16 protein-coding genes are annotated in these 20,136 nt (G+C 71.0%); 7 read left to right on the top strand and 9 right to left on the bottom strand.

Annotation, left to right across the window (positions count from 1 at the left end; genetic code table 11):
- Positions 1-78: 78 nt before the first annotated feature.
- Complete coding sequence (locus tag AB0M18_RS03035) at positions 79-2,100, bottom strand: RICIN domain-containing protein (RefSeq protein WP_365755048.1); 2,022 nt, start codon at positions 2,098-2,100, stop codon at positions 79-81.
- A gap of 426 nt (positions 2,101-2,526) precedes the next feature.
- On the bottom strand, positions 2,527-5,268 hold the full coding sequence (locus tag AB0M18_RS03040) for a heavy metal translocating P-type ATPase (RefSeq protein WP_365755049.1): 2,742 nt from the start codon (positions 5,266-5,268) through the stop codon (positions 2,527-2,529).
- A gap of 161 nt (positions 5,269-5,429) precedes the next feature.
- Here AB0M18_RS03040 and AB0M18_RS03045 point away from each other — a divergent pair, with 161 nt between their 5' ends.
- Genes AB0M18_RS03045 through AB0M18_RS03055 form a run of 3 tightly spaced genes read left to right on the top strand, consistent with a single transcriptional unit; the run spans position 5,430 to position 6,090 of the window.
- On the top strand, positions 5,430-5,573 hold the full coding sequence (locus tag AB0M18_RS03045) for a hypothetical protein (protein ID WP_365755050.1): 144 nt from the start codon (positions 5,430-5,432) through the stop codon (positions 5,571-5,573).
- Positions 5,570-5,854: a hypothetical protein gene (locus AB0M18_RS03050; protein ID WP_365755051.1), complete on the top strand. Its 285-nt coding sequence runs from the start codon at positions 5,570-5,572 to the stop codon at positions 5,852-5,854. Before AB0M18_RS03045 ends, AB0M18_RS03050 begins: the two co-directional genes overlap by 4 nt.
- Complete coding sequence (locus tag AB0M18_RS03055) at positions 5,851-6,090, top strand: hypothetical protein (RefSeq protein WP_365755052.1); 240 nt, start codon at positions 5,851-5,853, stop codon at positions 6,088-6,090. The genes AB0M18_RS03050 and AB0M18_RS03055 overlap by 4 nt, the downstream gene beginning before the upstream one ends.
- Here the strand turns inward: AB0M18_RS03055 and AB0M18_RS03060 are convergent.
- The 7 genes from AB0M18_RS03060 to AB0M18_RS03090 form a co-directional block, all read right to left on the bottom strand.
- Complete coding sequence (locus AB0M18_RS03060) at positions 6,081-8,615, bottom strand: sensor histidine kinase KdpD (protein WP_365755053.1); 2,535 nt, start codon at positions 8,613-8,615, stop codon at positions 6,081-6,083. The genes AB0M18_RS03055 and AB0M18_RS03060 overlap by 10 nt on opposite strands.
- 42 nt (positions 8,616-8,657) lie before the next feature.
- Positions 8,658-9,344: a response regulator gene (locus AB0M18_RS03065; protein WP_365755054.1), complete on the bottom strand. Its 687-nt coding sequence runs from the start codon at positions 9,342-9,344 to the stop codon at positions 8,658-8,660.
- A 115-nt stretch (positions 9,345-9,459) separates the two neighbouring features.
- Positions 9,460-10,095 carry a potassium-transporting ATPase subunit KdpC gene (gene kdpC, locus AB0M18_RS03070; RefSeq protein WP_365755055.1) on the bottom strand — a complete coding sequence of 212 codons (636 nt, stop codon included), beginning with the start codon at positions 10,093-10,095 and terminating at the stop codon, positions 9,460-9,462.
- A gap of 6 nt (positions 10,096-10,101) precedes the next feature.
- A complete protein-coding gene (kdpB, locus tag AB0M18_RS03075; RefSeq protein ID WP_365755056.1) occupies positions 10,102-12,270 on the bottom strand; it encodes a potassium-transporting ATPase subunit KdpB in 2,169 nt (722 codons plus the stop codon).
- On the bottom strand, positions 12,267-13,931 hold the full coding sequence (kdpA, locus tag AB0M18_RS03080; RefSeq protein ID WP_365755057.1) for a potassium-transporting ATPase subunit KdpA: 1,665 nt from the start codon (positions 13,929-13,931) through the stop codon (positions 12,267-12,269). The genes kdpB (AB0M18_RS03075) and kdpA overlap by 4 nt, the downstream gene beginning before the upstream one ends.
- An 8-nt stretch (positions 13,932-13,939) precedes the next feature.
- Positions 13,940-14,029, bottom strand: coding sequence for a K(+)-transporting ATPase subunit F (kdpF, locus tag AB0M18_RS03085; protein ID WP_365755058.1), 90 nt, complete (start codon positions 14,027-14,029; stop codon positions 13,940-13,942).
- A 450-nt stretch (positions 14,030-14,479) separates the two neighbouring features.
- Entirely contained in the window at positions 14,480-14,668 is a 189-nt protein-coding gene (locus AB0M18_RS03090) for a hypothetical protein (RefSeq protein WP_365755059.1), read from the bottom strand.
- 650 nt (positions 14,669-15,318) lie between these two features.
- Between AB0M18_RS03090 and kdpB (AB0M18_RS03095) the strand changes: the two genes are divergently transcribed.
- The 4 genes from kdpB (AB0M18_RS03095) to AB0M18_RS03110 all read left to right on the top strand — a co-directional run bounded on the left by kdpB (AB0M18_RS03095) (position 15,319) and on the right by AB0M18_RS03110 (position 20,113).
- A complete protein-coding gene (kdpB, locus tag AB0M18_RS03095; RefSeq protein ID WP_365755060.1) occupies positions 15,319-17,478 on the top strand; it encodes a potassium-transporting ATPase subunit KdpB in 2,160 nt (719 codons plus the stop codon).
- Positions 17,479-17,744: 266 nt separating this feature from the next.
- Complete coding sequence (locus AB0M18_RS03100) at positions 17,745-18,560, top strand: SDR family NAD(P)-dependent oxidoreductase (RefSeq protein ID WP_365755061.1); 816 nt, start codon at positions 17,745-17,747, stop codon at positions 18,558-18,560.
- A gap of 154 nt (positions 18,561-18,714) precedes the next feature.
- Complete coding sequence (locus tag AB0M18_RS03105) at positions 18,715-19,542, top strand: GNAT family N-acetyltransferase (protein WP_365755062.1); 828 nt, start codon at positions 18,715-18,717, stop codon at positions 19,540-19,542.
- 247 nt (positions 19,543-19,789) lie between these two features.
- Positions 19,790-20,113 (top strand): hypothetical protein, encoded by a 324-nt coding sequence (locus AB0M18_RS03110; protein ID WP_365755063.1) that lies wholly within the window; start codon positions 19,790-19,792, stop codon positions 20,111-20,113.
- Positions 20,114-20,136: the final 23 nt, after the last annotated feature.

The following is a 20,136-nucleotide window of genomic DNA, read 5'->3' on the forward strand; positions in this document are numbered from 1 at the left end:
ACTGGACGGCCGCGATGGCCGTCCACCGGCGCCGGGTGGACCTGAAGGTCGAGCTTCCGGTCGAGGTTCCGGTCGAGGTCAGGCGACCTTCTGGACCGTCCACGCCTGTGTCGCACCGCCGTTGGCACGCTGGAGGTCGAGCAGCCAGCTCCCGTAGTACGGGCGGTTGCTCACCGTCAGGGCGTAGCCGCCGCTCGGGTCGGTCACGGTGATGGCACCGTTGCGGCCGGTCAGCTTCCACTGCTGCGTGGCCGCGTTGCCGCATGCCTGCTGGGCGAGCCACATGCCCTGGGTGGGGGCTCCGCCCGCCTGCAGGCACTTGCCGGACACGGCGGAGCGGATACGGACGAGTCCGCCGCCCGCGTCGTCGAACAGCCACTGCTGCTGGGCGTAGCCGGTGGCCCGCGCCCCGACGAGCACCGTGCCGTCGGCGGAGCGCCCGCCCCAGACCTCGGCGGCCATGCCGGTGCCCGCGTTGCCGAGGGTGTAGCGGGTGCCCGGGGTGGTCGTGCCGCCGCTCGCTCCGGCCGTACGGAAGGTGGTCGTCCGTCCGGCCCCGCTGTCGCGGCCGGACCGGTCACGGACCGAGACGGCGACCTTGTACTCGGTGCCGGGCTGGAGGTTGTAGATGCGCAGTGCCTGCGACTGCACCCAGGTCAGGTGCCTGCCGTTCAGCAGGACCTGGTACCAGGCGGCACCGTCGACCCGGGGCCAGCTCACGACGGCCGCCGTGGACTGGATCTGACCGACCGTCACCGCCGGTCCCCCGGTGGGCGGCCTGGTGGGTGTCGGCGTGGGCGTCGGGGTCGGGGTGGGCGTCGGAGTGGGGTTCGGGTCGGGGGTGGTGCCGCCTCCGGACCGCATCAGGAACTGGTTGTCGGCGATGTTCCAGTGCGTGGCCAGATAGCTGCCGGCCCTGGGGCTGGTGTGGAAGTAGTCGTCGTGGTTGCAGTCCAGGATGTTCTCGGCGGCCTGGTTGGAGCACACGTACCGCATCTGGGGGTAGTACGGGGTGTCCGAGTAGCACATGACGTCGTACTCGTCCGTGCAGTGGGCGCCGCGACTGGTGTTGGGCGCGCTGTTGTTGACCGCGCCGAGGTTGTGCCCCAGTTCGTGCGCCGCGGTGTGACCGCCCCAGCAGCCGGCGTCCGTACGTCCGTAGGACGGGCCGAAGTTGCTCTGGTTGTTCTGGCCCGGCCGCTCGTCCCCGGCGAAGGTGCCGATGCCGCAGTAGACCTTGGTGTCCGCGAAGATCATGTACTTGCGGTCGCGCCGGTTGAGGCCCTTGTCGGCGAGCGCCCTGTTGGTCGCGCTGAACTCGGAGAGCGCGGAGGCCGGAAGCTCGATGTTGAGCACGGTCGGTGTGCAGTCGGCCGCGGTCACGTAGCGGATGTGCCGTACGCCGCCGGTCTCCTTGGCGCTCGTCGCGTAGATGAGGTCGGCGTCGGCCGCCCACTTGCGGAACGAGGCGACGTACTCGCCGTACCGGTCGCGGTCCGAGCCGTGCACGTACACGACCTGCACGCGGTTGCCGGTGCTGCCGTCACCGTCGCACGGGACGGTCTGGCCCGCGGGGCCCGCGGCGACGGCCTGGCTGCCGGACGTGGCGGCCGGCTCCGGAGCCGCGGCGGCCGCGGTCCTGGCACCGGTGGCGTCGGCGGCGGGCGCGTCCTGCGGGCGCCCGGCCGCGGGCGTCTTGGTGACCACGGCGGGCGCCACGTCCGCCTTGATGTCCACACCCTTGGGCGGTGCGTCCGGCCCGTGCGTGCACAGACCGGCGTCGGTGCGGTACACCCCCGTGCAACGGTCGCCCTTGGCAGCCGCCTTGAGGCCGTCGTACACCATCCCCCGCCGACTGTCGTTGGCGGGCTTGCCGACGATGGGCTCGGGCTCCTCGTCCCTGGCCGGAACGGCGGCGGGCGCGAGGGGAGCCGTCGCGGGTATCCGTGCCTGCGCGGGCGTCCCGGCCCGGGCGTCACCCCCTATGCCGGCGTAGGCGATCCCCCCCGCGATCACCGCCGCCGACGCCACGGCGACGGTGGCGAGCATCAACCCCCTGGGCTTGCGTCTGTGTTCGCGCTTCCTGCGATGACTAGTCATGCGCACCTCAAATCCTTGGTCGGAGGAGTGGGTGCGCGGAAGCCTGCCAGACGTACACGGTGGAGAATTCGGGCAAACGGGAATGGCCGCCGAGATATCTGACCGTTACCTACGGGCCCGATCTGATGAACACTCAACTCTCTTGAAAACAAGGCGAGTTGAGGAACCGGACACGAAAGGTCCAGGCCTTTCCGGGAATCTCGTTACCGAATCGAGATAGAGAGACCGGACCTATTGACGGTAATTCAGTATGGGATTCACCTAATTACTACCTCGTGAATTCCCCTGGTCACCAGCCGTGAGCCCGACCGGGGAGGCCCCGTCCCCACTGGGCCTCCTCCTCGCCGCGCGGGCCGGTTCCGAATCGACGGGATCAGGTGGTGCAACCGGAGCTGAGCTCGACGTAGCTCCAAGTAGCTCGGCGACTCAGCGGTGTTCATGCCCTGGAGCGGAGGGTTCCGTCCTCTCGCCCTGTGGGGCGGCGAAGTGGTCGGGGGCGCTGTCGTAGGTCGCGGCGCAGTCGGCGGAGCAGAAGTAGAGGGTGCCTCCGCCCGGACGTTCGCGGCGTTCGGGCGCGGTGGCGGGGTCGACGCTCATGCCGCACACCGGGTCGATGGCCGTCTCCGGCGGCTCGTCCCCGTCCCGGTCCGGCGCCGCGCGGTCGGTGCCCGACTCGACGTCCGGCCGTACGTGCTCCGCCTCGGCCTGCGCAGGGAGTGGCGTGGGGCGCCAACGGCGCAGCCGGGAGGCGTTGGTGACGACGGAGAGGGACGACAGGGCCATGGCGGCTGCGGCGATGATCGGGCTGAGACGGATGCCCCACAGGGGGTAGAGGGCGCCGGCGGCGATGGGGATGCCGACGGCGTTGTAGACGAGGGCGAAGAACAGGTTCTGCTTGATGTTGCGCATGGTGGCGCGGGACAGGCGGATCGCGGTCACGACTCCGGCGAGGGAGCCGGAGACGAGGGTGATGTCGGCGGACTCGATGGCGACGTCGGTGCCGGTGCCGATCGCGAGGCCCACGTCGGCCTGGGCGAGGGCGGGGGCGTCGTTGATGCCGTCGCCGACCATGCCGACCGTGCGGCCGTCGTCCTGGAGCCGGCGGATCTCGTCGGCCTTGTGCTCGGGCAGCACCTCGGCCACGACGCGTGGGATGCCGACCTGCCCGGCGATCGCGGCGGCGGTGCGGGTGTTGTCGCCGGTGAGCATCACGATGTCCGTGCCGAGATGCCGCAGGGCGGTGACGGCCCGGGCCGAGTCGTCCTTGACCGTGTCGGCGACGCCCAGAGCACCGGCGGCGCGCCCGTCGACCGCGACGAGCACAGGTGTGCCGCCCTGCTCGGACAGCCGCCCGGCCCGATGGGCGACCTCGGCGGGGTCGATGCCGGCGTCCGCGAGGAGCCGGGCCGTGCCGACGAGCACGGCGTGTCCGTCCACGGTGGCCCGGACGCCCTTGCCGGTGACGGAGTCGAAGTCCGGGGCGGAGGGGACGGTCAGGCCGCGGTCGCGGGCGCCGGCGACGACGGCCCGGGCGAGCGGGTGTTCGCTGTCGCGCTCGGCTCCGGCGGCGAGGGTGAGCAGTTCGTCCTCGGTGAAGTCGCCGACCGGTTCCACGTCGGTGAGGACCGGCCTGCCTTCGGTGATGGTCCCCGTCTTGTCCAGGACGATCGTGTCGAGCTTGTGGGCGGTCTCCAGCGCCTCGGCGGAACGGATGAGGATGCCGGCCCGCGCGCCCTTGCCGGTGCCGACCATGACCGAGAGCGGGGTGGCCAGGCCGAGGGCGCAGGGGCAGGCGATGATCAGCACGGCGACGGCGGAGACCAGGGCCAGGGTGAGGGCCGGGGCGGGGCCGACGGTGTACCAGAGCGCGAAGGTGCCGATCGCGACGCCGATCACGGCCGGGACGAAGTAGGCGGAGATCGCGTCGGCGAGACGCTGGATGGGCGCCTTGGACGCCTGGGCCTGCTGCACGAGACGCACGATCTGGGCGAGCATCGTGTCGGCGCCGACCTTGGCCGCGCGGACCCGCAGCGAGCCGGTGGTGTTGACGGTGGCACCGATGACGCCGTCGCCCGCCTTCTTGGTCACGGGAATCGGCTCGCCGGTGACCATCGACTCGTCCACGGCCGACGAGCCCGAGACGACCTCGGCGTCGACGGGGATCTTCTCTCCCGGCCGGATGACGATCGCGTCCCCGACGACGACCTCCTCCACCGGGATCTCGGTCTCCTCTCCGTCCCGTACGACCCGTGCGGTACGGGCCTGCAGACCGATCAGGGAGCGGATGGCCTCCCCGGTTCCGGCCTTCGCCCGGGCCTCCAGCAGCCGCCCCAGGAGAATGAGGGTGAGGATCACACCGACGGCCTCGAAGTAGACCTCCCGCACGTCCTCGGGCAGGAGCCCGGGGGCGAGGGTGACGAGCAGGCTGTAGCCGTACGCGGCCGAAGTGCCCAGCGTGATCAGCGAGTTCATGTCCGCGCCACGATGCCGCAGCGCCGCCCAGCCGATCGAGTGGATCGGCCATCCCGTGTAGACCATCACCGGAGTGATCAGGGCCAGCTGGACCCAGTGGTTCAGCATCCAGCCCGGCACCCATTCCGCGCCGAACAGCTCGTGCGCCATCACGGCGAACAGCACCGGCGCGGTGAGCACGGCGCCCACGACGACCCTGCGGGTCAAGTCCTTGATCTCTGCCTGCCGCTCGGCGACGTCCGCGGCCTCTTCGGCTGCGGCGTCCCCGCGCCCCTCACCCGACGCGGTCTCCTCGGGGCGCGGGCCCGGACCGGCCCCCTCGACGGGGTCCACGACCAGGGTGCCGTGGATCATGTTCATGCCGCAGGCGAAGCCGAAGGAGCCCGGCCGGTCGGGGTTCAGTCGCACGGTCGTGCGGGTGTGGGCGGGCAGTCCGGCGCCCACCCTGAGGTCGGGGAAGACGACCCGGGAGGTGCATTCACCGGCCTCCTGCCGGTCGAAGACCATGTCCACGGGAGTCCCCTGCCGCACTCTGATCAGATTCGGGCTGTAGCCGCCCCGCACGGTCACCTCGACCCGCTGAACGCCGTCCTCCAGCCGGGCGGTACCGGCCTTGCGCGGACCGAAGAAGTACCAGCCCAGTGCGCCGACCAGTCCGACAGCGACGATCACGACGACGACATCCGCCAGGGCCATGGGGCTCGCCTCCTCGCGCGCCTGCCCCTCCAGCCTCCCGCGCGCCATCCGCCCGGGCCACCCGGCACGGCAGGGCGCATCGGGCCCATCGGGCGGAACCCTTCGGCACCGGCACCTGGGGATCGGCCGGGGGACGATGGGAGGGACGAAGGAGGCCCGTGATGAAGCAGAACCCATGGGACCTGTACGCCATCGCCGCCGTCGCCGCGGGGCCGCTGATCGCGACGGGCGCCTGCTGCGAGATCGCCCGCCCGATCACCCCGGACGCGCCGCACTGCCCGCCGCCCGGAGGTGACCGGCCGTGACCGGCCTGATCTGGCTCCTGCTCGCCATCGGTGTCCTCGCGGTGGCGGCCTCGGCCCTCCAGGTGCACCGGCGCCACGGCCCCACCCGCACGGTGGCCGTCACCCTGCCCGTCGCGAGCCTCCTCGCGCTGCCGGCCCTTCTGGCCGGCGACGCCTCCGCCGCCGCCTGGGGCCTGTGGGGCGCCACGGTCATCGTCGCCGCGCTGACCTGGTCCGTCGCCGACACACTGCGCGACATCCCGGCTCCCCCACCGGCCGCCGGACACCGGAGGGCCCGTTGACCGGCGAGACGGCCCGGACGAGGGCCGGGAAGGCCGTCACCGACGCCGCTCTCCGCACCGCGAGCGGGAGCGTCAAGGCGTCCGGGCGCGGGCTGCTCCGACGAGCGTCCCAGTCCCTCACCGCCGTCGACGGCCGGCACATCCTCGCGGCGACCGAGGACGGCGTCTACGAGTCCACGGACGCCGGCAAGACCTGCACCCAGCGACTCACCGTCACGAACGGCGGTCACCACTGACGTCCGGCACGGTGAACCGCGGACGACTCCCCCGACGTCCGCAGGCTGAGGACCATGGTCAGACCGCCGCCGGGGGTGTCCTCGACGGTCAGCGTGCCGCCCATGGATTCGACGAAGCCGCGGGCCACCGCGAGGCCCAGGCCCACGCCCTCCCCGCGCGGGGCGTCGCCGTAGCGCTGGAAGGCGCCGAAGATGCGGTCCTTGGCCTCGTCGGGGACGCCGGGGCCGCGGTCGACGACGCGGAGTTCGACCCGGTCGGAGATGGCGCTGGCCGCCACGAGGACGGGTGCGCCGTCGGGGCTGTACTTGACGGCGTTCTCGACGATGTTGGCCACCGCCCGCTCCAGCAGGCCCCGGTCCACGGCGACCATCGGAAGGGTCTCCGGGATGTCCAGCTCGACGCTTTCCTCGGGGACTCCGCCGAGCGCCATGGGGACGACCTCGTCCAGGTCGGTCTCCCGGATGACCGCGGTGACCGTCCCGGTCTCCAGCCGGGAGACGTCCAGCAGGTTGCCGACGAGGTGGTCGAGCCGGTCGGCGCCGTGCTCGATGCCGGCGAGGAGTTCGGCCCGGTCCGCCTCGGACCACTCGACGTCGTCCGAGCGCAGGGAGGTCACGGACGCCTTGATGCCGGCGAGCGGGGTACGCAGGTCATGGCTGACGGCGGCGAGCAGCGAGGTGCGGATCTTGTTCCCCTCGGCCTGTTTGCGGGCCTCCTCGGCCTCGTCGACGAGCCGCTGCCGTTCCAGGACCACCGCGGCCTGCGCGGCGAACGCGCCGAGGACGCGCCGGTCCTCGGCCGGCAGGACCCGGCCGGTCAGGGCGAGGGCGAGGTGGTCACCGACCGGCATGTCCACGTCCGCGTCCTCGGGCCGGGCGCCGGGCCGGGCACCGACCGCGGCGACGCAGACCCAGGGCTCGTTCTCGTCCACGCGCTCCAGGAGCGCGACCGAGTCCATGGCGAACGTCTCCCGGAGACGTTCGAGGAGGTCCTCCAGGCCCGTCTCGCCCCGCAGCACGCTGCCGGCGAGGAAGGAGAGGGTCTCCGCCTCGGCCCGCAGCCGGGCGGCCTGGTGGGTGCGGCGCGCGGCCAGGTCCACCACGGAGGCGACGGAGATCGCCACGCCCACGAAGACGACCAGGGCCACGATGTTGCGCGGGTCGGCGATCGTGAGCTGGTGGACCGGCGGGGTGAAGAACCAGTTCAGGAGCAGGGAGCCCACGGCCGCGGAGGCGAGGGCCGGCCGCAGGCCGCCGAGCAGCGCGGCGGCGACGGTGAGGGTGAGGAAGAGCAGGACGTCGTTCGCCAGACCGAGGTCGGGAACGGCGCTGCTGAGCAGCAGGGTGAGCAGGACGGGGCCCGCGATGCCGGTGAGCCAGCCCCAGATGGTCCGGGAGCGGCCGAGCCGGGTGCCGCGGGCGACGGGGAGCCCCCGGCCCTTGGCCGCCTCGTCGTGGGTGACGATGTGGACGTCGAGGTCGGGGCCCGACTCGCGGGCGACGGTGGCGCTGACGCCGGGGCTGAAGGCGTACTGCCAGGAGCGGCGGCGGCTCACGCCCATGACGATCTGGGTGGCGTTGACGCCCCGCGCGAATTCCAGGAGCGCGGTCGGGATGTCGTCGCCTATGACGTGGTGGAACGTCCCGCCCAGGTCCTCGACGAGCGTGCGCTGGACGGCGAGTTCCTTCGGGGAGGCGGCGGTGAGGCCGTCACTGCGGGAGATGTAGACGGCGAGGACCTCGCCGCCGGCGCCCTTCTCTGCGAGCCGGACGGCTCGGCGGATGAGGGTGCGGCCCTCGGGGCCGCCCGTGAGGCCGACGACGATGCGTTCGCGCGAGCCCCAGATCCTGGAGACGCGGTGCTCGGTCCGGTACTCCTGGAGGTACTCGTCGACCCGGTCGGCCGTCCACAGGAGGGCCAGCTCGCGCAGGGCGGTGAGGTTGCCGGGCCGGAAGTAGTTGGAGAGGGCCGCGTCGACCTTGTCGGGCTTGTAGATGTTGCCGTGGGCCATGCGGCGGCGCAGCGCCTGCGGCGACATGTCGACCAGTTCGATCTGGTCGGCGCGCCGGACGATCTCGTCCGGGACGGTCTCCTTCTGGCGGATGCCCGTGATCGACTCGACCACGTCGCCGAGAGATTCCAGGTGCTGGATGTTGACCGTGGATATGACGTCGATGCCGGCGGCGAGGAGCTCCTCGATGTCCTGCCAGCGCTTGCTGTTGCGCGAGCCGGGAACGTTCGTGTGGGGCAGTTCGTCGACGAGCGCGACGGCGGGTCTGCGCGCGAGGACCGCGTCGACGTCCATCTCGGTGAAGGTGGTGCCGCGGTACTCGATCTCCCGGCGCGCGATCACCTCAAGGCCGTGGAGCATCACCTCCGTACGCGGCCGGCTGTGGTGCTCCACGAAGGCGACGACGCAGTCCGTGCCCCGCTCGACACGTCGGTGGCCTTCGGACAGCATCGCGTACGTCTTGCCGACGCCCGGCGCCGCGCCGAGGTAGATCCGGAGCTTTCCGCGTCCCATGGTGTTGTGTGATGCCGTTTCTGCGAAGGAGGACGGACCGGGTCACGCCTCGAAGCGGTAGCCCATGCCGGGTTCGGTGATCAGATAGCGGGGGTGCGAGGGGTCGCGTTCGAGTTTGCGCCGCAACTGCGCCATGTAGACCCGGAGGTAGTTCGTCCTGCCGCTGTAGCTGGGGCCCCAGACCTCCTTGAGCAGCCGGCGCTGGCTGATCAGCCGCCCGGGGTTGCAGATGAGGATTTCCAGCAGATGCCACTCGGTCGGCGTCAGCCGTACGTCGTGCCCCGCGCGGCTCACCTTCTTCGCCGACAGGTCGACCGTGAAGTCCTCGGTGTACACGGTCTGGGTGACCGGCGCGGGCTGCGAGACGGCCGCCAGTCTCCGGGTGGCCGCGCGCAGCCGGGCGAGGAGTTCGTCCATGCTGAACGGCTTGGTCATGTAGTCGTCCGCGCCCGCGTCCAGGGCGCGGATCTTGTCCGCGGAGCCGCTGCGCGCGGAAAGCACCAGGACAGGCGCACCGCTCCAGCTCCGCAGCGCCTTGATGACATCGATGCCGTCCATGTCCGGCAGGCCCAGATCGAGGATGATCGCGTGCGGCTGTTCCGTGGCTACGAGCGTGAGAGCCGTCGCCCCCTCGGCGGCGACATCCACGACGTACCGGCGTGCCTGCAAGTTGATGACCAGAGCCCGGGCGAGCTGCTCGTCGTCTTCTACCACCAGCACCCGGGTCATCGGCGTGCTGCCTTCCTCTCGTCGTTCTTCGGGACCGCGCCCGGTGCGCGGTGGGAGCCGGCGAGCCCTGGACACGCCATGGCCGGCCGACTCCCGTTCGTCACTGCCAAGGCCTTCAGTTCTTGGTCAGTTCCTTGAGGGCCAGGTTGAGCTTGAGGACGTTGACATGGGGCTCGCCGAGGAAGCCGGCGGTGCGGCCCTCGGTGTGGTCCTCGACCAGCTTGGCGACCTGCTGCTCGGACAGGCCGGTGGCCTTGGCGACCCGCTTGACCTGGATCTCCGCGTACTCCGGGGAGATGTGCGGGTCGATCGCGGACGCCGAGCCGGTGACCGCGTCCTTGGGGACCTCGGACTCCGGCGCGTCGTTGAAGGCGGCGACGGCCTTCCTGGTGTCGGCGACGGTCTTGGTCAGCTTGGCGTCGGAGGCCCCGAGCTGGCTGGAGCCGGTGGCGAGCGGGTCGTAACCGCTGTTGGAGGGCCGGGGCTGGAACCACTTCGGGTCCGGCTGGGCGACCTCGTTCTCGTCGTCCGGGTTCTTCTTCGGCAGGTCCCAGCTCTGGCCGATCAGCTCGGAGCCGACCTCCTTGCCGTCCACCGTCACCATCGAACCGTTGGCCTTGTCGTTGAACAGGCCCTGCGCGATCCCCGTGACGACGAGGGGGTAGACGATGCCGGTCACGACGGTGAGCACGAGCAGCATGCGCAGGCCCGCCCAGAGCAGCCGGGCCGCGTTTCCTACGGAATTGTTCATGATCGGTCAGCCGATTCCGGGGATGAGGGAGATGACGATGTCGATGAGCTTGATGCCGATGAACGGGGCGATCAGGCCGCCCAGTCCGTACAGGCCCAGGTTGCGGCGGAGCATCGAGTCGGCGCTGGAGGGCCGGTAGCGCACGCCCTTCAGGGCGAGCGGCACCAGCGCGATGATGATCAGCGCGTTGAAGATGACGGCGGACAGGATCGCGGACTCGGGCGAGGACAGGCCCATGATGTTGAGCTTGTCGAGCGACGGGTAGGCGACCGCGAACATCGCGGGGATGATCGCGAAGTACTTCGCCACGTCGTTGGCGATGGAGAAGGTGGTCAGCGCGCCTCGGGTGATGAGGAGCTGCTTGCCGATCTCGACGATCTCGATGAGCTTGGTCGGGTTCGAGTCGAGGTCGACCATGTTGCCGGCCTCCTTCGCGGCCGACGTGCCCGTGTTCATCGCCACGCCGACGTCCGCCTGGGCGAGCGCCGGGGCGTCGTTCGTACCGTCACCGGTCATCGCGACGAGCTTGCCGCCGGCCTGCTCGCGCTTGATGAGGGCCATCTTGTCCTCGGGCGTGGCCTCGGCGAGGTAGTCGTCGACGCCCGCCTCCTCGGCGATGGCCTTCGCGGTCAGCGGGTTGTCACCCGTGATCATGATCGTCTTGATGCCCATGCGGCGCAGCTCGTCGAACCGCTCCCGCATGCCCTCCTTGACGACGTCCTTGAGGTGGATGACACCGAGGACGCGGGCGCCCTTGTCGTCCTTGACCGCCACGAGCAGCGGCGTGCCGCCGGCCTCGGAGATCTTGTTGGCCAGGGTGTCGGCGTCGTCGGCGACCTCGCCGCCCTGCTCGCGGACCCAGGCGATGACCGAGCCGGCCGCGCCCTTACGGGTCTGCTTGCCGTCGACGTCGACGCCCGACATCCGGGTCTGGGCGGTGAACTCGATCCACGTGGCGTGGGCCAGCTCGCCCTGGTGGCGTTCGCGCAGGCCGTACTTCTCCTTGGCCAGGACGACGATCGAGCGGCCCTCGGGCGTCTCGTCCGCCAGCGAGGACAGCTGGGCGGCGTCGGCGACTTCGGCCTCGGTGGTGCCCTTGACCGGGACGAACTCCGACGCCTGGCGGTTGCCGAGGGTGATGGTGCCGGTCTTGTCGAGCAGCAGCGTCGACACGTCGCCCGCGGCCTCGACCGCACGTCCCGACATCGCCAGCACATTGCGCTGGACCAGCCGGTCCATGCCGGCGATGCCGATCGCCGACAGCAGCGCGCCGATCGTCGTCGGGATGAGACAGACCAGCAGGGCGGTCAGCACGATCATCGACGTCTGCTTGTCGGCGCCCGCGTAGATCGCGAAGGGCTTCAGCGTGACGACGGCGAGCAGGAAGACGATGGTGAGGGACGCCAGCAGGATGTTGAGCGCGATCTCGTTCGGGGTCTTCTGGCGGGCGGCGCCCTCGACCAGGTTGATCATCCGGTCGATGAAGGTCTCGCCGGGCTTCGTCGTGATCTTGATGACGATCCGGTCGGACAGCACCTTCGTACCGCCGGTGACGGCCGAGCGGTCGCCGCCGGACTCGCGGATGACCGGGGCGGACTCGCCGGTGATGGCGGACTCGTCCACGGACGCGACGCCCTCGACGACGTCGCCGTCGCCGGGGATGACGTCGCCGGCCTCGCAGACCACCAGGTCGCCGATCTTCAGCTCGGTGCCGGGGACCCTCTCCTCTCCCTTGCCGTCCTTGGTGAGGCGGCGGGCGACGGTGTCGGTCTTGGCCTTGCGCAGGGTGTCGGCCTGCGCCTTGCCCCGGCCCTCGGCGACCGCCTCCGCCAGGTTGGCGAAGATCGTGGTCAGCCACAGCCAGGCGGTGATCGCCCAGCCGAACCAGTCGCCCGGGTTCTTGACCGCCAGCACGGTGGTGACCACCGAGCCGACGAGGACCACGAACATCACGGGCGACTTGACCATCACGCGCGGGTCGAGCTTCTTGATCGCGTCCGGGAAGGACTTGACCAGCTGCTTCGGGTCGAACAGGCCCCCGCCGACGCGACCGCCCTCGGGCTTGTGCCCGGTGGGCACATCGCTGTGGGGAGCCGGAGTCGTCGCAACGGACATCGGGTTCTCTTGCTTCTCCGTCTTGTCTGTCTTGTCTGTCTTGTCTGTCTTGATGGTCATGACGCCAGCCCCTCGGCGAGCGGGCCAAGGGCCAGGGCCGGGAAGAAGGTCAGACCGGTGATGATGAGGATGGCGCCGACGAGGAGGCCGGTGAACAGCGGCTTCTCCGTCCGCAGCGTGCCTGCGGTCTCGGGAACGGGCGTCTGCTCGGCGAGCGAGCCCGCCAGGGCGAGGACGAACACCATCGGCAGGAACCGGCCGAGCAGCATGCACAGACCCAGCGCCGTGTTGTGGAACCCGGTGTTGGCGCCGAAGCCGGCGAACGCCGAGCCGTTGTTGTTCGAGGCCGAGGTGTAGGCGTACAGGACCTCGGAGAAGCCGTGCGCGCCGGTGTTCGTCATCGACGACTCGCCGTTTCCGGTGGCCATCGCGATCGCCGTGCCGATCAGCACGAGCGCCGGGGTGATGAGGATGTAGAGCGCGGCGAACTTGATCTCACGGGTGCCGATCTTCTTGCCCAGGTACTCGGGCGTGCGGCCGACCATCAGACCCGCGATGAAGACAGCGATGATCGCCATGATCAGCATGCCGTAGAGGCCGGAGCCGACCCCACCCGGTGCGATCTCGCCCAGCATCATGCCGAGCAGCAGGATGCCGCCGGACAGGCCGCTGAAGGAGTCGTGGAAGGAGTTGACCGAGCCGGTCGAGGTCATCGTCGTGGAGACCGCGAACAGCGACGAGGCGCCCTCGCCGAACCGCTGCTCCTTGCCCTCCATCGCGCCGCCCGCGAGCTGCGAGGCCGTTCCCGGGTGGGCGTACTCCAGCCACGTCACCAGGACGACACCCACGAACCAGAGGGTGCCCATGGCGGCGACGATCGCGTAGCCCTGCTTGACGTTGCCGACCATCGTGCCGAAGGTGCGCGGCAGCGAGAACGGGATGACGAGCAACAGGAAGATCGTCAGCAGGTTGGAGAAGCCGTTGGGGTTCTCGAAGGGGTGGGCCGAGTTGGCGTTGAAGTAACCGCCGCCGTTCGTCCCCAGGTCCTTGATGGCCTCCTGCGAGGCCACCGCACCGGGGCTGATCGACTGCGTCTGCCCGGTCACGGTCGTGATCTCGTGGATCCCGGCGAAGTTCTGGACCGCGCCGGCGGCGACAAGCAGCACGGCCGCGATCACCGAGATCGGGATCAGGATGCGGACGACACCGCGGACCAGGTCGGCCCAGAAGTTGCCCAGCTCACCGGTACGGGAACGGGCGAATCCGCGGACCAGCGCGACCGCGACCGCGATGCCCACGGCGGCGGAGACGAAGTTCTGGACGGCGAGACCGGCGGTCTGGGAGACGTGGCCCATGGCCGCCTCGCCCGAGTACGACTGCCAGTTCGTGTTCGACACGAACGACGCCGCGGTGTTGAACGCCTGGTCCGGCGTGATCGCCGCGAAGCCGAGCGACCCGGGCAGGTTGTCCTGGACCCGCAGCAGCAGGTAGAGGAACAGCACGCTCACCGCGGAGAAGGCGAGGACGCCGCGCAGATAGGCGGGCCAGCGCATCTCGGCGTCCGGATTGGCGCCGACGCTGCGGTAGATCCACTTCTCGACCCGCAGGTGCTTCTCCGAGGAGAAGACCCGGGCCATGTGGTCGCCCAGCGGGCGGTGGACCAGGGCGAGAGCGCCGATCAGCGCCGTGACCTGGAGCACATCAGCAAGAACGGGACTCATATCCGTACTCAGAACCTCTCCGGCTTGACGAGGGCGAGGACGAGATAGCCCAGCAGGGCGACGGCCACGATGAGACCGATGACGTTTTCGGCATTCACAGCTTGGCCACCCCCTTGGCGATGAAGGCCACCAACGCGAAGACCGCGATCGTGGTGACGACGAAGGCCACGTCGGCCATCGTGAGCTCCTGAGTGAAGAACGGATTCTCGGACCAGACGAGGAAACAGCCTTTTCAGCCACACCACAGTCCTCGTTAACGCCTCCCTAGCGGGCCGCAGCGCGCTTTTTACGCATCCCCTACGCCGATCCGGCCCAGGTGGCGGAACCCGATCACTCGGCCCGCCGTTCCTCCCCGCGTCCCGAGGGGTGCGGCTGCACCCCGGTCATCAGGAAGTCCAGCCCTCGACGCGTCGAGACGGTGGCGGCGAAGTCGTCGTCGCACAGGCGCATCACCACCCCGATCCCGGGATCGATCTCCCGGGTCTTCTGGCGCCCGCCCCGGAGATACTGACGGTGTCCTGGCGGGCCGGGCGCGACGGATCGTCCGTTCAGCGGAACTCGGCGAGGCGCGGGCGCAGGCCGAGGACCGCGAGTGCGGCCGAGGCCAGGAGGGCCACGACGGAGTCGAAGGCGTCGCGGCGGGCGACGCGAGGCTGCTCGGAGGTGGCAGCGATTCCGGCCGCCGCCAGGAGGATGGCGCCGCGCAGCAGACGCAGCCGTGCCGGCAGGGTGTCCACGTGACGACGGCGCAGGGCTCCGAGGCCGTCCGGGACACGAGTGCGCGCCCCGGACGGGCCTCCGGTTCCGCCGCCCCCTCGTGGCGGCGGAACCGCAGGGCCCACCGGTCAGGCGCCCGTCCCGAGGCGTTCGGTGTCGGTCCCGGCCGTCGACTCCGGACCGTGCGCGATACCTGTCGTGGTGGACACGATTCCCTCCCACCTCACGTCTCGGACAGACGTCCGATCCCCCGTGGCGACGAGTCTGCGACCCGGTCCGGCGTCGCACGCACCTCCTTGACGCGTCCCTGACGCACCCTCAGTTCACTTTGACGCCGCCTTGACGACGTTGCGGTGGCCGCCGTCAGAGGGTCGTCAAATCGGACGTTCGAGGCCGGTCGGGCGAAGAAGGAGCGGCTACGTTTCCCTCGGTCGCTCACCGACCGTGGACGTCAGTGGCCTGACCGTCCCCGGCCGCGAGGGCACGTGCCGCCCCTCCCATCCAGGCTGCCGTGTCCTCGCGTCGCGATCGTCGCTGTCCGTCCACAGCCACCATCTGGGTGCCGGGCACGCCTGGGCGCCCCACACGGAGTGGACGGTGGCTTCGCCTACCGTTGTCTCCTCGGCGTCCGCCGCGCGGGTCGCCGGGCTCGTCGAGAAGGTTCTCCGCGATGCATCCCGCAGCGTCCCAGCAGACGCCCCCGGTTCCGCCCTCCCCGTCCGCCCCACCGCGCTTTCCGGCCCCCCGGCGGCGGCGGCGCTCGGCACAGGGCGGGCTGCTCGATCCCGTACAGCTGGTGAGGTGCTTCCCTGAGGCGGTGCGCAAGCTGCACCCCCGGGCTCTGGTGCGCACACCGGTGCTGTTCGTCGTCGGGGCCGGGTCGGTCCTCACGACGCTGTCCGCGGTGGTCAACCCCTCCGTCTTCACCTGGGTGATCAGCGTCTGGCTGTGGCTGACGGTGATCTTCGCGAACCTCGCGGAGGCGGTGGCGGAGGGCCGCGGCAAGGCACAGGCCGAGTCGCTCCGCAAGGCGCGGACGGACACCGTCGCGCTGCGGATCAAGCACTGGCGCTATGGCACGAATCTCCACACGGCCGAGACGGAGGCCGTCGCCGCGACCGATCTGCGGATGTTCGACTTCGTCCTGGTCGAGGCGGGCGAGCTGATCCCGGCCGACGGCGACGTCGTCGACGGGGTCGCCGCCGTCGACGAATCCGCCGTGACCGGGGAGTCCGCCCCGGTGATCCGCGAGGCGGGCGGCGACCGGTCGGGCGTGACGGGCGGTACGACGGTGCTGTCGGACCGGATCGTCGTCCGGGTCACCTCCCGCCCCGGCCACTCGTTCATGGACCGGATGATCGCCCTGGTCGAGGGCGCCTCCCGGCAGAAGACCCCGAACGAGATCGCGCTGAACATCCTGCTCGCCGCGCTCACGGTGGTCTTCGTCCTGGTCGTGGTCGCTCTCCAGCCCATGGCGTCGTACGCGAACGCGGCGCAGTCGACCACGGTCCTCGTCGCACTCCTGGTGACCCTGATCCCGACGACCATCGGCGCGTTGCTCTCGGCGATCGGCATCGCCGGCATGGACCGGCTCGTGCAGCGCAACGTCCTGGCCATCTCCGGGCGTGCGGTCGAGGCCGCCGGTGACATCAACACGCTGCTGCTCGACAAGACCGGGACCATCACCCTGGGGAACCGGGAGGCCGCCGACTTCGTACCGCTGCCAGGGGTCGAAGAGGCCAGGCTCGCGGACGCCGCCCAGCTCTCCTCGCTCGCCGACGAGACCCCGGAGGGGCGCTCGGTGGTGGTCCTCGCGAAGGAGCGGTACGGGCTGCGTGCGCCCGCCGCCGGCGAGCTCGCGAACGCCCGCTTCGTCAAGTTCAGCGCGCAGACCCGGATGAGCGGCATCGACCTGCGCTGGGACAACGGCGCCGCCTGCCACATCCGCAAGGGGGCCGCCGCGCAGGTCATCGCCTGGGTGGAGATGTACGGCGGTACGGTGCCGGCCGAGGCGCGAACCTGGAGCGACGCGATCGCCGCGGGCGGCGGCACCCCGCTCCTGGTGGCCGTGCACGACTGGGACGGTCCGCGCGTCCTCGGCATCGTCCACCTCAAGGACGTCGTGAAGGACGGCATCAGGGAGCGGTTCGCCGAGCTGCGCCGCATGGGCATCCGTACGGTGATGATCACGGGTGACAACCCGCTGACCGCGAAGGCCATCGCGCAGGAGGCGGGCGTCGACGACTACCTCGCCGAGGCGACCCCGGAGGACAAGCTCGCCCTCATCAAGAAGGAGCAGGAGGGCGGCAATCTGGTCGCGATGACCGGCGACGGAACCAACGACGCGCCCGCGCTGGCCCAGGCGGACGTGGGCGTGGCGATGAACACCGGCACGTCGGCCGCCAAGGAGGCCGGCAACATGGTCGACCTCGACTCGAACCCGACCAAGCTCATCGAGATCGTCGAGATCGGCAAGCAACTCCTGATCACACGAGGCGCCTTGACGACCTTCTCGATCACGAACGACGTGGCCAAGTACTTCGCGATCATCCCCGCCATGTTCACCGGCGCGTACCCGGGGCTCGAAGCGCTGAACATCATGGGACTGCACAGCCCCACCTCGGCGATCACCTCGGCCATCATCTTCAACGCCCTGATCATCATCGCGCTGATCCCGCTGGCGCTGCGGGGCGTCCGCTACCGGCCGGCCTCCGCCCACGACCTGCTGCGGCGCAACCTCACCCTGTACGGACTCGGCGGCCTCGTCCTGCCGTTCGTCGGCATCAAGCTCATCGACCTGCTCGTCTCGACCGTCCCCGGGCTGGGGTGAGGAGGTCGTCAGGGGGCCGTCAGAGGGTCGTCAGAGACGGCTCGCGGGTCTTGCCCGGCGGATTCCGCAGGGCTTCGATGGACAGCGTGAACAGCGCGTGGCTCCTTCTCGACCGGCCGCCCCATCGGGCGCCCCGTCGTGCCGCCCGCTGCCTTCCGGAGGCGTCCGCCCGCCGCTGACGCGAACTCCGGCTCACCCATGGGGCGTCGTGACCGTACCGGTCCGGCGCCCTTTCACGCACCATCTCACCTATCCCAGGACGAACCATGTCTTCTTCCCTGTCCGGACGCACCGTTCTCGTCACCGGAGCGACGTCCGGCATCGGCCACCAGACCGCGCGGCTGCTCGCCGAGCGTGGCGCCACGGTCCTCGTGCACGGCCGCACGGCCGAGGAGGCGCACGCCGCCCTCGACCGGCTGGTCACGCTCTCCGACGTGCCCGCGGAGCGACTGTGCGCGTACGGCGCCGACTTCACACGCCTTGAGGAGGTCGAGCTGCTCGCCGACCGGGTCACCGACGCCCACCCCCACCTGGACGTCCTGGTCAACAACGCGGGCATGGCGGCCCCGGAGCGGCACACGGTGACGGCGGACGGGAACGAGATCGCCTTCCATGTCAACTTCCTCGCCCACTACCTGCTCACCCACCTCCTTGAGCAGGCCCTGACGAGCGCCCCGGGCGGCCGGGTCGGTCGCGTGATCAACGTGTCCTCCGCCCTGCACCGCACCGGCTCCATCCAGTGGAACGACCCCAACCGCACTCGCCGTTACTCGCGCCTCGCCGCGTACGCCCAGTCGCAGCTCGCCCTGACGGTCTTCGCCGCCGACCCGCGCGTGACCGCCGTCTCCGTCCACCCCGGCGTGTGCGCCACCAGCCTTCTGCCCCTGTACGCGCACGAGGGCGAGTCGCCCGCCGAGGGCGCGGCCCACGTCGTACGGCTCTGCGACCCGGCCGTCGAGATCGTCAACGGTGCCTATTACGACCGCGACCAGCGCGTCGCCCCGGCGCCCGCCGCCACCGAGGAGCGCACGGTCAAGCGCCTCACCAAGCTCGCCGACCTCCTCGTCGGCCACACCGCCTGAAGGGACCCGAGACCGCCATGTCGAAGCGCGCCCGCAAGAAGAAGGCCCGCCGCAAGAAGAAGGCGAACCACGGCCGCAAGGCCGGCCGGCGCTGACCCCGTGGGGCGGCCCCCGCCCGCCGGGAGCCGCCCCACACTCGTACCCGGAGGTCCCCGTGATCCCACACCCCGCCCACCAACCGCCCGCACCGGCCCGGGCCCTCTTGAGCAACGCGCCCGGCCCGGCCGCCCTCGCGGAGCACGTCCTGACCACCGGCCACGGCCGCTGGTGGACCGACCGCCCGGACCGCCCCCGCGTGATCGCCGTCACCTGCGGGGGCCACGCCCTCCTCGCCGGCGACCCCACCGCCCTCGTCCCGACCGACCTGGCCCCGCTCGCCGGCCACTACGTCGTGACGCCCGACCGCTTCCTGCCCGTCCTCGGCGCGGCCTTCGACCGGCTCGTGCCGTGGGAGCGGATGCTCTACGTCCGCCGCGCCCCGGCCACCGCGCCCCGCGTTCCGCGCGGGGTGGCCGTGCGCCGTCTCGTCCCCGAGGACGCCGACGCGCTGGCCGCACTCGACTCCGCCATGGCCTGGATCCACGGAAGCTGGGAGAGCCCCGCCCACCTCGCCGCCTCCGGACTCAGCTGGGCCGCGTTCCACAAGGGCCGCGTCATCGCCGTGGCGTGCACACGGTTCCTGGGCAACCGGTACGAGGACATCGCCTGCGCCACCGCACCCGAGGTCCGCCGGCAGCACCTCGCCCTGACCTGCGTCACCCGCCTCACCGAGGACATCGCGGCGCGCGGCCACCAGGCCGCCTGGAGCTGCTCCCGCGACAACCGCCCCAGCCGTCTCCTCGCCTGGACGGCCGGATTCCGGCTGGCCCGCGAAGACGTCCACTACATGACGGGCCCCGCCACCGGCCCCGGCCTGCCACCGGTCACTCCCGAGTCGCGTCCGGCGGAGCAGACCGTGCCGCTGCTTGCTCGTGGGGCGTGATCGGCTCGCCACGACGGACCGCGCCGGGCGCGCGTGCGGCCGGTCTCCTGGGTGGCGTAGGCCACCGAGGACAGCGGGTCGGAGGCGAAGATCGGCAGGGCGAGCCGCTTGGGCAGCAGCGTCTCCCCCAGCTCCTCACTGCGTTTGGCCCGGCCGATCACCAGGCGCTTGAGCTTCTCCGTCACGTTCGGCACAGCGCGAGCTCGGCTTCATGGGACGCCACCTCCCGGCTCACACGCGGTCACCCGTGCCGCCGGCTCGCGACGAGGACTGGCCCCGCGCCCTGCGGACCGCGATCGTCTGTGCCGCCACTCTGCTGGGGCTCCTCCTGGTGGTCGACGCCATCGCCAACTCGCTCACGCCGGTCCGGGGCGCCCTGTGGGGCGGGCTCGCCGTCCTGCTGTTCGTCGTGCTGCTGCCGGACCGCGTCACCGCGGGGGAAGGCTGGCTGGCCTCGCGCGGACCGGTGCGCCGTCGCACCGGACCGACCGCCTGGTCCACGTGCGGTGCTCGGCGGGACCCTCACGTCACGTGGTCCTGGAGGACGTCCACGGCACGCGGATCTCCCTGAACCCGAAGCTCCTCACCGACAAC

The sequence above is a fragment of the Streptomyces sp. NPDC051909 genome (assembly GCF_040681095.1).
Classification (GTDB): domain Bacteria; phylum Actinomycetota; class Actinomycetes; order Streptomycetales; family Streptomycetaceae; genus Streptomyces.